The organism is Streptomyces sp. NPDC034037 (genome assembly GCF_055575715.1).
This window is the reverse complement of record NZ_JBVISC010000006.1, coordinates 455,123-470,298: the sequence shown is the minus strand read 5'-3', so window position 1 is coordinate 470,298 and position 15,176 is coordinate 455,123. Positions and strand designations below refer to the sequence as shown.

Genomic DNA, 15,176 nt, shown 5'->3' with positions numbered 1-15,176 from the left:
TCGGGAGGGGCCCCGCAGCGATGGTGCGGGGCCCTTGCCATGCCGTCGGTCAGGACGCGCAGACCTTCCCGTCCTTCGGCGTCCTGCCGTGCAGCAGGTAGGCGTCGACCGCGTCGTCCACGCACTCGCTGCCGTTGCCGTACGCCCCGTGGCCCTCGCCCTTCCAGGTCATGTGGACGCCCACGCCCTCGCCCAGCTCGTCCGCCATCTTGCGGGCGCCCTCGTAGGGGGTGGCGGGGTCGCCGGTGTTGCCGAGGACGAGGATGGGGGCGGAGCCGGGCGCGCGCACGTCGGGGGAGTCGTGCAGACCGGCCACCGGCCAGTCGTAGCACCAGCCGGCCGTGTCCCACGCCAGGAACTCCCCGAAGACCGGCGATATGCCGCGGAACCGGTCCAGGCGCTTCTCGGCCTCCCGCGGAGTGGAGCGGTCCTTGGCGTCCAGACAGGAGATCGCCCGCTGCGAGTGGCTCTGCGTGCTGTAACGGCCCGAGGGATCGCGCTCGTTGTAGGCGTCGGCCAGCCGGAGCAGCGCCGTGCCGTCGCCCTTCTCGGCGTCCCGCAGGGCGCCGGTCAGCGCGGGCCAGGTCTGCTTGCTGTACAGGGTGACGAGGACGCCCGTGCTCGCCAGGGACTCGGTCAGCTTCCGGTCGCCGGAGGTGCGCATCGGCTCGCGGTCCAGGCGCGCGAGCAGCTTCTCTATCCTCTTGGCGCCCGCCTTCGGATTCTCGCCCTGGGCCGTGAAGTAGTTGTCGAGGGCGCGCTGGAAGCCGCGCGCCTGGTTCTCCGCGTGGCCGACCGAGTCCGCACTGGGGTCGCTGACCGCGTCCATGGCGAGGCGGCCGACGCGCTCGGGGAACAGGTGGGCATAGGTGCCGCCGAGTTCGGTGCCGTACGAGATGCCCATGTAGTGCAGCTTGTCGTCACCGAGGGCCTGGCGCATGAGGTCCATGTCGCGGGCGGCCTCGACGGTCGACACATGCCCGATGAGCTTCTTGGCGCCCCGCGCGCAGCCCGCGCCGAAGTCCGCCGCGTCCTTGAAGTACGCCTTCTCCTCGGCCCGGGTGTCCGGCGTCAGGTCGACCTTCTCCTCGGCGGCCTGGGTGGCCTTGTCGTCCCGGCAGCGCACACCCTCGCTGGCGCCGACCCCGCGCGGGTCGAAGCTCACCAGGTCGTACCGCTCGCGCAGCGTGCCGTACATGTCGGCGAAGGACGGCAGGCCGGAGACGCCCGAGCCGCCGGGCCCGCCGAAGTTGAACAGCAGGGAGCCGATGCGGTCGCCCTTGCCGGTGGATCTGGCGCGGATCAGGGCGATGCCGATGGTCTCGCCGTCCGGCTTCGCGTGGTCCAGCGGGACCTGGAGCGTCGCGCACTGCCATGCGGCGCCCGGGGCGGTGCCGCCCTCGGGGGCCTTGCAGCCGTGCCAGTCCAGCTTCTGCGCGGCGCGGCCCTTTCCGCCGCCCTTGCCTTCGCTTCCCCCGCGCTTCCCGTCGCGCTTGTCGTCGTCGGAAGAGCCGCCGCAGCCGACGGCGACCCCCGCCAACAGCACTCCTGCGGCGGCCATGGCCGCGGACCGTACGAAACGCTGCATGTGGCGCTTCCCCCCTTGGAAGACAGTCACGCCATAGTAGGCGGGGTCACTGACAGTGACGTGGCCGGGCTTTTCTCAGGAGCAGACGGTGCCCGCCCCGGGGACCTTGCCGTCCAGCAGATAGCCGTCCACCGCGTCGCGCACACACCGGTTCTCGCTGTCGTACGCCCCGTGCCCCTGGCCCTTGTACGTCAGCTCGACGCCGACGCCCTCGCCGAGCGCCCGCGCCATCGCGCGCGCACCCTCGTACGGCGTGGCCGGGTCGCCGGTGTTGCCGATGACGACGATGGGCGGCGCGCCCTTGGCCGTGACGTCCGGGTGGTCGGCCTGGCCCGGGACGGCCCAGTCGGTGCAACTGACCATGCCCCACGCCAGATAGTCGCCGAACAGCGGTGACGCCTTGCGGAAGGCGGGCAGTCGGCCCTCCATGTCCCGAGTGGAGTAACGCGCCTTGTCGTCCGCGCAGTTGATGGCGACGTTGGCGGCCTGGAGGTTGCTGTATTCGCCGTCCTCGTTCCGGCCGTTCATCGAGTCCGCGAGCGACATCAGGATCCTGCCGTCACCGTCGTACGCCTCTTCGAGCCCCTGGGTGAGGTACGGCCAGAAGTCCTTGGAGTACAGCGACTGGGCGATGCCGGTGGTGGCGGCCGTCTGGGTCAGTTCGCGCGGGGGCAGGCCCGGGATCGGCTTGGCGTCCAGGTCCTTCAGGAACGTGGCGATCTTGTCCTTGACGTCCCGCTCCGTGTCGCCGACCGGGCAGTCCGCGACCTTGGAGGTGCAGTCCTTCGCGAAGTTGTCGAGGGCGAGCTGGAAGCCCTTGGCCTGGCCGAGCGAGCTCTCCTCGGCGTTCTGGGTGGGGTCGACGACGCCGTCGAAGACGGCTCGGCCCACGCGGGCCGGGAACAAGTGCGCGTAGACCCCGCCGAGTTCGGTGCCGTAGGAGATGCCGAAGTAGTGCAGCTTGTCGTCGCCGAGCACCTGGCGCATGAGGTCCATGTCGCGGGCCGCGTCGGTGGTGCGTACGTGGGGGAGCGTCTTGCCGGAGTTCTGCTCGCAGGCCTTGTTGAACGCCTTGACGTTGGCGACCAGCTTCTTCTTCTCGGCGTCGTCGTCGGGGGTGGAGTCCTGCTGGAAGTAGGTGTCGAGCTGTTCGTCGTCCTCGCACGCGACGCCCGCGCTGCGGCCGACCCCGCGCGGGTCGAAGCTCACCAGGTCGTAGCGGGTGCGCAGCTTGGCGTACTCCGCACCGAAGGCGGGCAGCGTGGTGACGCCCGAGCCGCCGGGGCCGCCGAAGTTGAAGACGAGGGAGCCGATGCGCTCGCCCTTGCCGCCGCTCGCGGCGGCCTTGATCAACGCGATGTCGATCGTGTCGCCCTTCGGCTTCGACCAGTCGAGGGGCGCCTTCATGGTGGCGCACTGCCACTCGGCGCCGCCGGGCAGCGGGGAGGGCGCCTCGCCCCCGCCCTCGGACGTGGCGGGCGCGGGACAGTCCTTCCAGCTCAGTTTCTGGGCCGTCAGGTCCTCGTCCTTGGCGTCGCTGTCGCCGCACGCCGCGAGCGTGACGGTCAGGAGCAGGGTGGCGGCGGCCAGGGCGCCGGCGCGTGGCTGGGGCGGTGAGGGCATGTGTCCATCCTGCGCGGGGCCCTGCCCGGCCGCTCGGGGCACGGGCCGAGCGGGTGAGGTGGGGGTGCGTGGGCGGGCGGGCGCGGCGGTGTGCTGCTGGGGGCGGGGTGAGCCGCTCCCCGCGCTCCGCGGAGCTAAAGCAGCCCCTTCCTTGTGAGGTGGTTGAAGAACAGCCAGCCGGGGAGCACCGGGAGCCACAGGGTCAGGAGCCGGTAGAGCAGCACGGCGGGCGCCGCCACCTCCTTGGGGACACCGACCGCGATCAGACCGACCGTCAGTGTCGCCTCGACCGCGCCCACACCGCCGGGAGTCGGCGCCGCCGATCCCAGGGCGTTGCCCGCGAGGAAGACCACCGCGACGCTCGCGAGACTCAGCGAGGTCATCTCCTCGTTGCCGAAGGCCCGCACGGAGGCGTCCAGGCAGAGCACGAACATGAGGGTGAGCAGCAGCATCCCGCCGATGCCGGTGAGCAGCTTCTGCGGCCGCTGGAGCACATCCAGCATGCGCGGCACGACACCGGCGAAAAGCGACCGCACGCGCGTGACGATGAATTTCCGCAGGAACGGGATCGCCGTCACGACGAGGACGAGCACCGCGACCGACAGCAGCCCGGCGATGACGGTGCGGGACGGCGTGAACGACGGCGTCTTCTCCGTCCCCGTGAGATAGCCGAAGATCAGCAGCAGCAGGATGTGCGAGCCGAGCCCGAAGAGCTGCGAGGCACCGACACTCGCGACCGCGAGCCCGGAGCGCACTCCGGAACGCTGGAGGAAGCGCGTGTTCAGCGCGACACCGCCGACCGCGGCGGGCGCCACGATCTTCACGAACGACCCGGCGACCTGCGCCGCCACCGCCCGCAGGAAGGGCACCCGCTCCGGCACGAAGCCCAGCAGGCTCATCGCGGCCGCGAAGTAGCTCAGCGCGGAGAACCCGACGGCGGCGGCCACCCAGCCCCACTCGGCCTCCTGGAAGAGCTTGCCGAACTCGACGTGGGTGAGCTGCGACAGCAGGAAGTACGCGCCGATGGCGCCGGCGATGAAACTGATCAGCGTGCGGGGCCTGATCCGCTCCAGCTGCGCCGGCTCGACCGGCGCCGTCGGGCGGATGAGCAGCACCTGGTGGCGGATCTGGGTGAGCAGGTCCTCCTCGCGGGCCTGCTCCAGGGCGTCTTCTATGGCCTGCTTCTCGGCCTGCTGCTCCTGCTTGGCCGCCTGCTTCTCGGCCTTCTGCGACGGCTTGGGCGTCTGGAGCGCCTGGTGTGCCTTGTGCGCCGAGTCCTCCGCGGCCGCCTCGGCGCGCACGCTCCTGGACCTGCGGGAGGCCTCCAGGACGGCCTCGCGCTCGCGCTGGGACCGTTCCCGGGCCAGCCTGCGCAGCGTGGCGCGGGTGGAGCGGGTGAGGGCGATGGGCTGCAGCAGCGGGAGGCAGTCGGCCACCGCGTCCGGACCGATGATCTCGACGGCGGAGGCGACCGCCCGCTCGGCGCCCACGCGCAGGCCGAGGGTGGTCAGGAGCTGGGCGATGTCCATCCGCAGGACCAGGTCGCCCGCGGCGATCTCGCCGCCGCGCAGGTCCGTGAGGATGACCGCGCCGGAACGATCCACCAGGACCGCGTCGCCCGCCAGCCTGCGGTGGGCGATGCGCCGGGACTGCAGCGCCCGCACCTGCCGCCAGGTCTCGCACAGCAGCTCGTCGGTGACGGCCTCGTCCGGCAGGGAGTCCAGGGAGCGGCCACCGGTGTGCTCGTACACGAGCATCACGGCGTCGGGGCCCAGCTCGGAGGTGGCGATCAGCTTCGGGGCGTTGGCCCCGGCGGCGATCGCCGCGTAGGCGAGCAGGGCCTCCTGCTCCAGTGCCTGGCGCAGCGACTGCAAGCTGCGCCGCTGCGTGATGCCGCGCAGTGTCAGCCTGCGCCAGACGCGGTAGAAGAAGCCCTGCGCCTGCTGCTCCCGGTCGATGACCGTGACGTCGAGGGGCGGGCCGTCCTCCAGGGTGACGAAGTAGCGGCGCCCCCGGTCGCCGTGCTCGCTGTCCGGGGACTCCTCACGGGAGGCGCTCACGGGCCGGAAGCCGACGTGCCGCAGGCCCGCGAGCAGCGTCTGCCCGGTGGGCCGTACGTTCGGCGAGCCGACCGCGTAGAGCGTGCCGTACGCCACCGTCCAGCCGATGAGCACCGTCAGAAGGATCGAGAACGGCGTGGTGTAGCCGGTGACGAGCATCGTGAACGCGTCGAGCAGCAGCACGACGAACAACACCAGGCGCCAGCGCGGCCTGCGGGACATGCCGACCGCCGTCATGTACGCGATGACGGGCGCGAGGTAGCCGTGCACCGGGTCGGTGAACGCGTGGAGGTCTGCCGGGGACGGCTTGGTGAGCGCGTCCTGGATGGAGTCGGGGGCGGCCTTGGCGACCCACAGGTCGGTCGCCAGCGTCACGCCGTGCGCGAGGACGGCCGCCAGGACCCCGTCGGCGATGCGCAGGCCGTCGCGTTTGATCAGCCGTTCGATCGCGAACGCGACGGGGACGAGCAGCACGCCGATGCTGGCGACGAGCCCCGCCACCTTGATCAGCAGGTCGGGGGCCTGGTCCGTGCCCTTGTCGATGTCCTGTTCGAGCCCGGACGTCGTGCCGTGCGCGAACGCGGCGATCGAGAGGAGCACCACGAGCGCGAGGACGCCGACGAGCAGCCGCATGAGGTCGGAGGGGCGGTGCACGCGCGCGGAGAGCAGCGGTTCGTCGCGCTCCACGCGGTCCGGGTGGGCTCCGCCCTCGGCGCAGTCGTCGCCGCCGAGCCTCTCGTCGTCCTTCGTCAGGGCGGGCTCACCGGTGTCCAGGTGTGACTCGGACGCAGAGGTGCCCGCCTTCTCATCGGGATGCACGCCCTGCTGCTCCGTCGTCTCTTCTTGATCTCGTATCACCAGTCACCGCCCGCACGATGGTGGCATGCCGCGTCGCCGCAGGGGGGCATCAGGGGGCAACGCGAGGACGCGAAGTGGTCACGAAACGGCACATCGCGGACCCTGGGGCGCCCGGTGGGCCGCCTTCCGGGGCCCTGCGCGGCAGCCGGGCCGCTGTGTCGGTGGGGTACGGCAGGATGGTCCGGATGAGCGAGCAGAGCCGAGCGGGACAGACGCCGCCCGAGGCGGAACAGGCGCTTCCGGAGTACGCGGAGCGAGTCCTCGGTGTCGCGGAACTGATCCCTCCGGGGCGCGTGATGACGTACGGGGACGTCGCCGAGTGGCTGGAGGAGGGCGGCCCGCGCCAGGTGGGACGCGTGATGGCCCTCTACGGAGGAGGTGTCCCGTGGTGGCGTGTCGTGCGCTCCGACGGCGTCCTGCTGCCGGGGCACGAACTGCGGGCCCTGGAGCGCTACCGCGAGGAGGGCACCCCCTTGCGCCAGGCCTCGCGCGCCACCCAAGGGCACGTCCCGAAGCTCGACATGCGGCGGGCGCGCTGGGACGGGTGTGATGTGCGCGACGTGAGTGACATGCGTGACATCGCCGAGGGGGCGGAGGTGATGTCGGTCCGTCCCTTGCGGGCGCAGGGCGACGGCGCGGATGACGCGCGCCCGCAGGCTCCGAAGGCTCACACCTGACAGCTTCCGGCATCGGGAGGCCCGGCGGGGAGCCGGTGGCCCGTACGGGGGAACCCACACGTCCCCCGTGCCCACTGGCGTAGCGTCGACAGCGCGCATCCCCGTCACCTCATGACCCCCGCGCGCCCACTTCTCGACCAGCACCCCCACCAGGACCGGCGACCCACGTGAGTTCCCCCTCTTCCGCCCGGCACATCCGGCACCCGTCGCACCACCAGGTACGACAGGGGTCCCCGGGTGCCTACCGACTGGTGCGCACCCCGCCGGCTCGGACGGAACCCCCTCGCTTGGACGCAGGTCAGCGCCGTGTGGTTGACCACGAGAACGGTCCGCTCCTCGTCCTCGCGGGCCCCGGCACCGGCAAGACGACCACCCTGGTGGAGGCCGTCGCCGCGCGAGTCGCCCGGGGCGCGGACCCCGCCCGGCTGCTGGTCCTCACCTTCAGCCGCAAGGCCGCCGTCGAACTGCGCGACCGCATGGCGCTGCGCATAGGGGCGGCGCGCGCCCCCCAGGCCACGACGTTCCACTCGTTCTGCTACGCCCTCGTGCGGTCCCACCAGGACGCCGAGCTGTTCGTCGAGCCGCTGCGGCTGCTGTCCGGTCCCGAGCAGGACGTGGCGGTACGGGAGCTGCTCGCGGGCCAGATCGACCTCGCGAAGGAGGGCCGGGGGCACGTCCGCTGGCCGGACGAACTGCGCGCCTGCCTCACCACCCGCGGCTTCGCCGACGAGGTGCGCGCGGTGCTCGCCCGCAGCCGCGAGCTGGGCCTCGGCCCGGCCGCCCTGGACGCCTTCGCCCGCCGCAGCGGCCGCCCCGACTGGGGGGCGGCGGCGGCCTTCCTCGCCGAGTACCTGGACGTGCTCGACCTGCAAGGAGTAGTCGACTACGCGGAACTGGTGCACCGCGCGGTGCTGCTCGCGCGCCGCCCCGAGGTGGCACGGGCACTCGGCACGCGGTACGACGCCGTCTTCGTCGACGAGTACCAGGACACCGATCCGGCACAGGTACGGCTGCTGCACGCCCTCTCCGGAGGCGGCCGGACCCTCGTCGCCTTCGGAGACCCCGACCAGTCGATCTACACCTTCCGGGGTGCCGATGTGAACGGCATCCTGGAGTTCCCGTACGACTTCCCGCGCGCGGACGGCACGCCGGCGCCGGTCGAGGTCCTGACGACGTCCCGCAGGTCCGGCGCGCAGCTGCTCGACGCCACCCGGCTGCTCACCCGCCGCATGCCGCTCACCAGGCTGCCCGCGGACAAGGTGCGGGCCCACCGGGAGCTGACGCCGGTCAGGGACGGCGGCCGGGTCGAGGTGTACACGTATCCGACGGCCGGTACGGAACTGGACAACATCGCGGACATCCTGCGCCGCGCCCACCTGGAGGACGGCGTCCCCTGGGGCGACATGGCGGTCCTGGTCAGGGCCGGCGCCCGCACCATCCCGGCGGTACGCCGCAGCCTCAGCGCTGCGGGCGTCCCCCTGGAGATCGACGGCGACGACATCGCCCTGCGCCACGAGCCGGCGGTGACACCGCTGCTGACCGCGCTGCGGGTGGTGGCCACGGCGGTCATCTCGGAGGCGTCCACGGAGCCTTCCGCCTCGGAGGCAGCGACCTCGGAGCCCTTGCCCGGCCCCGACACGGCGACGCCCCTCGCCGAAGCGACGTCCTCCGCAGAAGCCGCCCCCCTCGCAAAAGGCACGCCCTCTGAAGCGGGCACCACCGGGATTGCGGCGGACGGGGCCGGAATCGCGGCGGCTGAGACTGCAGCAGGCGCACCCAAGAATGCGCCGGGCGCACCCCGGATCGCGGCGGGCGTCCTCGGGAATGCGGCGGACACGGCCGGGATCGCAGCAGGCGCGGCCGAGACCGCGGCAGACGCGAGCGGGGTCGTGGCAGGCGCGCCCGAGACCGCAGTAGGCGCGCCCGGGAACGCGGCTGACGCGACCGGGACCACGGCGGGCACCGCCGCGGCCGCTCGTACCGTGCCCTCCTGGCTCGACACCGAGACCGCGCTGACCCTGCTGACCTCCCCGCTGGCCGGGATGGACGCCGCCGACCTGCGGCGGCTCGGACGCGCCCTGCGTGAGGAGGAGCGCGCGGCGGGCAACCACCTGCCGCCGCCCTCCGACGAGCTGCTGGCCCGCGCCCTCGCCGAGCCCGAGCGGCTCGTCGCGCACGACCCCGCCTACGCCCGGGGCGCCCAGCGGCTCGGCGCGCTGCTCCGCAAGGCCCGGGAGCGCCTCGCGGGCGGCGGCACGGCCGAAGAGGCCCTGTGGGAGCTGTGGGACGGCACACCCTGGCCCGCGCGCCTGGAGCGCACCGCGCGGCGCGGAGGAGCGGCGGGCCGCAACGCGGACCGCGACCTGGACGCGGTCTGCGCGCTGTTCGCCGCCGCGGCCCGCGCCGAGGAACGCATCGGCGGCCGTGGCGCCCTGAACTTCCTGGAGGAGACCGAGGCGCAGGACATCGCCGCGGACACCCTCACGCGCCGCGCGGCACGCCCCGACGCCGTACGTCTGATGACGGCCCACCGCTCCAAGGGCCTGGAATGGCGGCTCGTCGTCGTGGCGGGCGTCCAGGAGGGCCTCTGGCCCGACCTGCGCCGCCGCGGCTCCCTCCTGGAGGCGGACCGCATCGGCCGCGACGGTCTCGCCGAACCGCTCACCCCCGGAGCGCTCCTCTCCGAAGAGCGCCGCCTGTTCTACGTGGCGGCCACGCGCGCGCGAGAGCGCCTCGTCGTGACGGCGGTCAAGGCCCCTGCGGACGACGGGGACCAGCCCTCCCGCTTCCTCACCGAACTCGGCGTCGAGCCCAAGGACGTGACCGGCCGCCCCCGCCGCCCCCTGTCCGTGGCCGCGCTCGTGGCCGAACTGCGGGCCACCACCGTCGACCCGCGCGTCTCGGAGCCCCTGCGCGAGGCGGCCGCCCAGCGCCTGGCCCGCCTGGCCGCGCTCAGCGACGGCGACGGGCGCCCGCTGGTGCCCTCCGCCCATCCCTACCGCTGGTGGGGCATGTACGAGCCGACGGTGAGCGAGGTCCCCCTGCGGGACCGCGACAAGCCTGTGGTGCTCTCCGGAAGCGCGCTGGACCAGCTCGCCAACACCTGCTCCCTGCAGTGGTTCCTGGGCCGCGAGGTGAAGGCGGACGCGCCCGCGACCGCCGCTCAGGGCTTCGGCAACGTGGTGCACGTCCTCGCCGACGAGGTCGCCTCCGGACGCACCCCCGCCGACCTCGCCGTCCTCATGGAGCGCCTCGACTCCGTGTGGGACGCCCTCGCCTTCGACGCCCCCTGGAAGTCGGCCCAGGAGAAGGAGCACGCGCGCGTGGCGCTCGAACGCTTCCTCCAGTGGCACGTCGACTCCAACGGCACGCGCGGCGGCCGCACACCCGTCGCCAGCGAGCACGGCTTCGACGTGACGCTCGAAGCGGGCCCCTACGAAGTACGCGTACGAGGCTCGATGGACCGCGTGGAGCAGGACGCGGAAGGCCGCGCCTACGTAGTGGACTTCAAGACGGGCAAGCACGCCCCGACCGCCGCCGAGGTCGCCCGCCACCCGCAGCTCGCCGTCTACCAGCTCGCGGTCCGCGAGGGCGCCGCCGACGACGTCTTCGCGGGCGCCCGCCCCGAGCCGGGCGGCGCCGAACTGGTGCAGCTGCGCCAGGGCGCCGCCAAGAAGAACGGCGGCGACACCCTCCCCAAGGTCCAGGCCCAGGAGCCCCTCTCCGGAGAGTGGATCGGCGACCTCCTCGCGACGGCCGCGGGCAAGGTGCTCGACGAACGCTTCACACCCACCACGGGCCAGCACTGCACCCACTGCGCCTTCCGCGCCTCGTGCAGCGCGCGCCCGGAGGGGCGGCAGGTCGTGGAGTGACCTGGTGCCGGAGCACTCCCTCCCGCGATCTAAGGTCTCAGTAAAGACATGCTGTGCACCGATCGACGGTGCACCATTTTTGAGGAGACACGTACATATGGCAGCCAATCGGAAGCTCCTTGCGGTGGCCGTCGCCTGCTCCGCCGCCGTCATCGGCCTGGCGGGCTGCGGCAGCGACGACGAGAAGAAGGACCCCTTCGAGGGGATGAGCGCCGACAAGATCGCCAAGAAGGCGTCCGACGCCTCCAAGGACGCGGGCTCCTTCCGGGTCTCCGGCAAGGGTGAGCAGGACGGCAAGGCGATCAAGGTCGACTTCTCGGTCGCCCAGTCCGGCGAGTGCAAGGGCAAGATGGACGGTGGCGCCCAGGGCGCCGCCGAGCTGCTCGTCGTCGACGGCAATCAGTACATGAAGGGCGACGAGGCGTTCTGGAAGGACGCCATGGGCGGCGGCTCCCAGGCCTCGCGTCTCAAGGACAAGTGGGTCAAGACGCCGAACCAGAAGAAGGAAGGCGCCTGCCAGGCGGACGACATGTTCAAGTCGGGCGAGCTGAAGGGCCTCAAGCGGGAGAAGGACGCCGAGGTCGACGGCAAGACGGCGGCCGTCCTGACCAAGACCAAGTCGGGCAAGAAGTCCACCTTCTACGTCGCCACCGAGGGCAAGCCCTACTTCCTGAAGGTCGTCAACACGGGCAAGGACGACCCGGGCACGATGTACTTCTCCGACTACGGCAAGCCCGTCGAGGTCAAGGCCCCGCCGGCCGGCGAGATCATGGACCTCAAGGAACTCATGAGCTCCTGACGCACGCGCGCGACGGCGGTGGTCGCGGGCGACCGGCTCGCCCCGGTTGTCAGTGGCCACCGCTAGCCTCTCTGACGTGCCACCTCGTATCACCGACCCCGAGCAGCTCAAGGAGCTCCTGGGGATCCCGTTCACCCCGGAGCAGACGGCGTGCATCACCGCGCCGCCCGCCCCGCAGGTGATCGTGGCCGGAGCCGGCTCCGGCAAGACGACGGTGATGGCGGCCCGCGTGGTCTGGCTGGTCGGCACCGGCCAGGTCGCCCCGGAGCAGGTCCTCGGCCTGACGTTCACGAACAAGGCGGCGGGCGAGCTGGCCGACCGGGTGCGCCAGGCGCTGATCAGGGCCGGCGTCACCGACCCGGAGGCCGTGGACCCGGACAATCCGCCGGGCGAGCCGGTCATCTCCACGTACCACGCCTTCGCGGGCCGCCTCCTGACCGACCACGGCCTGCGCATCGGCCTGGAGCCGAGCTCCCGGCTGCTCGCCGACGCCACCCGCTTCCAGCTCGCCGCACGCGTGCTGCGCGAGGCCCCAGGGCCCTATCCGGCCCTGACCCGCTCCTTCCCCGACCTCGTCAGCGACCTCCTCGCCCTCGACAGCGAGTTGGCGGAGCACCTCGTCCGGCCCGAGAGCCTTCGCGCGTACGACACCGGACTGCTGCGCGCCCTGGACGGCGTGAAGCTCTCCAACGCCGACCTGCGCAAGGTCCCGGAGACGGCGGCGGCGCGCCTGGAGCTCGCCGAACTCGTCGGGCTGTACCGCGCGGCCAAGCGCTCCCGCGACCTCCTCGACTTCGGCGACCAGATCGCCCTCTCCGCCACGCTCGCCCGCACCCGCGCGGAGGTCGGCGAGATCCTGCGGGACGAGTTCCGCGTCGTCCTCCTCGACGAGTACCAGGACACGTCCGTCGCCCAGCGCATTCTCCTGTCCGGCCTGTTCGGCGGCGGCACGGGCCACCCGGTGACGGCGGTCGGCGACCCCTGCCAGGCGATCTACGGCTGGCGCGGCGCCTCGGTGGCCAACCTCGACGACTTCCCCGAGCACTTCCCGTACGCCGACGGCCGCCCCGCCACCCGGCACGCGCTCAGCGAGAACCGCCGCAGCGGCGGCCGCCTCCTGGACCTCGCCAACAGCCTCGCGGAGCCCCTGCGCGCGATGCACGCGGGCGTGGAGGCGCTGCGCCCCGCGCCCGGCGCCGAGCGCGACGGCGTGGTGCGCTGCGCGCTGCTGCGCACGCATGCCGAGGAGATCGACTGGCTCGCCGACTCCATCGCCCACCTCGTACGCACCGGCAAGGCCCCCGGCGAGATCGCCGTCCTGTGCCGCACGGCGACGGACTTCGCCGAGATCCAGGGCGCGCTCGTCGCCCGCGACATCCCCGTGGAGGTCGTCGGCCTCTCCGGCCTCCTCCACCTCCCCGAGGTCGCCGACCTCGTGGCCGTCTGCGAGGTCCTCCAGGACCCGGGGGCGAACGCCTCCCTTGTGCGGCTGCTCACCGGACCGCGCTGGCGGATCGGCCCCCGCGACCTCGCCCTCCTCGGCCGCCGCGCCCGCCTCCTCGTCCGCCCGGGGCACACCGCCCCCGAGGACCCGGACCGGCGCCTCGCCGAGGCCGTCGAAGGGGTCGACCCGGCCGAGGTGATATCGCTCGCGGACGCCCTGGACACCTTCCTGGAGTCCTCCCTGGGCCCGGACGAGGCGTCCCGGCGGGACGACGGCCTGCCCTTCTCCGCCGACGCCAGGGTGCGCTTCGCCCGGCTCGCCGCCGAGCTGCGCGAACTGCGGCGGTCGCTGTCCGACCCGCTGATGGACGTCCTGCACCGCGTGCTCGCCGTGACCGGCCTGGAGGTGGAGCTGTCCGCGTCGCCGGGCGCCCTCGCGGCCCGCCGCCGCGAGACCCTCTCCAACTTCCTGGACGTCGCCGCCTCCTTCGCCGCGAACGACAGCGGCGCGACACTGCTGGCCTTCCTCGGCTTCCTGCGCACCGCCGCGCAGTACGAAAAGGGCCTCGACAACGCCCTGCCGGGCGGCGAGAACACCGTCAAGGTGCTCACCGCCCACCGGTCCAAGGGCCTGGAGTGGGACGTCGTCGCCGTCCCCGGGCTGGTCGAGGGCACCTTCCCGAGCGCTCAGGGCCGCGAGAAATGGACCGCCCAGGCCAAGGTCGTCCCGCACGCACTGCGCGGCGACGCGGCCACCCTGCCCGACATCGAGACGTGGGACGCCAAGGGCATGAAGGCCTTCCACGAAGCCATGAAGGACCACCAGCGCACCGAGGAACTGCGCCTCGGCTACGTGACCTTCACCCGCCCGCGCTCCCTGCTCCTGGGCTCGGGCCACTGGTGGGGCCCCTCCCAGAAGAAGCCGCGCGGCCCCTCCGACTTCCTGTGGGCCCTGCACGACCACTGCGTGGCCGGCCACGGTGAGATCGAGGCCTGGACCGACGAGCCGACCGAGGACGAGGAGAACCCCGCCCTGCGCGAGGGGAGCGCCGACCAGGCGTGGCCGCTGCCGCTGGACGACGCCTCCCTGGCGCGCCGCCGGGCCGCCGCCCGGACCGTCCTCGACCATCTGGAGCACTTGACCCGCGACGGCACGCCGGAACCCGCCCGCGCCCATACGGAGGCCCACCCGTCGGCGCACGACGACGTCCCGCCGGCCGAGGACCCGGAGTGGCCGCCCCCTCCAGAGGACGAAGACGGCCCCTACGGAGACGTCGATTTCCCCGACGCCTACGAGGACGCCGCTTTCCCCGACGCCGAAGCCGGCGCCGACCCCGCGGACTGGGACGCCCTGGCGACGGAGCGCCCCACGATCCCGCGCCCCGCGGACGCCCCTCCCGCCGAGGGAAGCGGCCCCGCCGGTCCCGCCGCTTCGGCGGCCCACGCGCGCGTACCGCTCCCCGCGCAGCCTTCCGGAGCACGCCCGCACCCCGCTGACGGCGAAGACGATCGGGGCGAGCGGACGCGTCTCACTCCCGAGGAGGCCCGCACCCTCGCCTCCTGGGACCGCGACCTGGACGCCCTCACCGGAGAGCTCCTGCGCTCCCGGGAGGCGGTCAGGGACGTCCCCGTGCCGCCGTCGCTCACCGCGTCCGAGCTGATGCGCCTGGCCGCCGACCCCGACGGTTTCGCCAAGGACCTCGCCCGGCCCATGCCCCGCCCGCCACAGCCCGCGGCTCGCCGCGGCACCCGCTTCCACGCCTGGGTCGAGTCCCGCTTCGAGGAACTGACCCTGCCGATGCTCGCCCCCGAGGACCTCCCCGGCGGCGGCCCGGACGAGGCCGAGATCGCCGACGAGCGCGATCTGGAAGCCCTCAAGGAAGCCTTCGAACGCACCGAGTACGCCCGCCGCACGCCCCACCGCGTCGAGGTGCCCTTCCAGTTCGTCATCGCCGGCCGCGTGATCCGGGGGCGCATCGACGCCGTCTACAAGGAAGGTGACGGAGACGACACGACGTACGAGATCGTCGACTGGAAGACCAGCCGCACCCACAGCGCCGACCCGCTCCAGCTCGCCGTCTACCGCCTCGCCTGGGCCGAGCAGCAGGGCGTCCCCCTGGAGTCGGTGAAGGCCGCCTTCCTGTATGTGCGCAGCGGGGAGACGGCCCGGCCGAGGAACCTCCCGGGCCGCGCCGAGCTCGAACGCCTGCTCCTCGCGGAACCACCGGACGAGCCCGCCCCGGACGGCGGATAGGC

7 protein-coding genes are annotated in these 15,176 nt (G+C 73.0%); 4 read left to right on the top strand and 3 right to left on the bottom strand.

Annotation, left to right across the window (positions count from 1 at the left end):
• Window positions 1–49: 49 nt before the first annotated feature.
• The 3 genes from ACZ516_RS23285 to ACZ516_RS23275 form a co-directional block, all read right to left on the bottom strand.
• Window positions 50–1,588: an alpha/beta hydrolase gene (locus tag ACZ516_RS23285; RefSeq protein WP_361079574.1), complete on the bottom strand. Its 1,539-nt coding sequence runs from the start codon at window positions 1,586–1,588 to the stop codon at window positions 50–52.
• A 75-nt stretch (window positions 1,589–1,663) separates the two neighbouring features.
• Window positions 1,664–3,211 carry an alpha/beta hydrolase gene (locus ACZ516_RS23280; protein ID WP_469011555.1) on the bottom strand — a complete coding sequence of 516 codons (1,548 nt, stop codon included), beginning with the start codon at window positions 3,209–3,211 and terminating at the stop codon, window positions 1,664–1,666.
• A 134-nt stretch (window positions 3,212–3,345) separates the two neighbouring features.
• Window positions 3,346–6,090 (bottom strand): lysylphosphatidylglycerol synthase domain-containing protein, encoded by a 2,745-nt coding sequence (locus ACZ516_RS23275; protein ID WP_467464556.1) that lies wholly within the window; start codon window positions 6,088–6,090, stop codon window positions 3,346–3,348.
• Window positions 6,091–6,314: 224 nt separating this feature from the next.
• Here ACZ516_RS23275 and ACZ516_RS23270 point away from each other — a divergent pair, with 224 nt between their 5' ends.
• From ACZ516_RS23270 to ACZ516_RS23255, 4 genes are all read left to right on the top strand, one after another.
• Window positions 6,315–6,806 carry an MGMT family protein gene (locus ACZ516_RS23270; RefSeq protein ID WP_358583252.1) on the top strand — a complete coding sequence of 164 codons (492 nt, stop codon included), beginning with the start codon at window positions 6,315–6,317 and terminating at the stop codon, window positions 6,804–6,806.
• Window positions 6,807–6,973: 167 nt separating this feature from the next.
• The gene (locus ACZ516_RS23265; protein ID WP_469011554.1) at window positions 6,974–10,678 is read left to right on the top strand and encodes an ATP-dependent helicase; all 3,705 of its coding nucleotides are present in this window, start codon (window positions 6,974–6,976) and stop codon (window positions 10,676–10,678) included.
• Between the two features lie 97 nt (window positions 10,679–10,775).
• On the top strand, window positions 10,776–11,477 hold the full coding sequence (locus ACZ516_RS23260; RefSeq protein WP_469011553.1) for a hypothetical protein: 702 nt from the start codon (window positions 10,776–10,778) through the stop codon (window positions 11,475–11,477).
• A gap of 76 nt (window positions 11,478–11,553) precedes the next feature.
• Window positions 11,554–15,174, top strand: a complete 3,621-nt coding sequence (locus ACZ516_RS23255) for a UvrD-helicase domain-containing protein (protein WP_469011552.1) — start codon at window positions 11,554–11,556, stop codon at window positions 15,172–15,174.
• Window positions 15,175–15,176 lie beyond the last annotated feature (2 nt).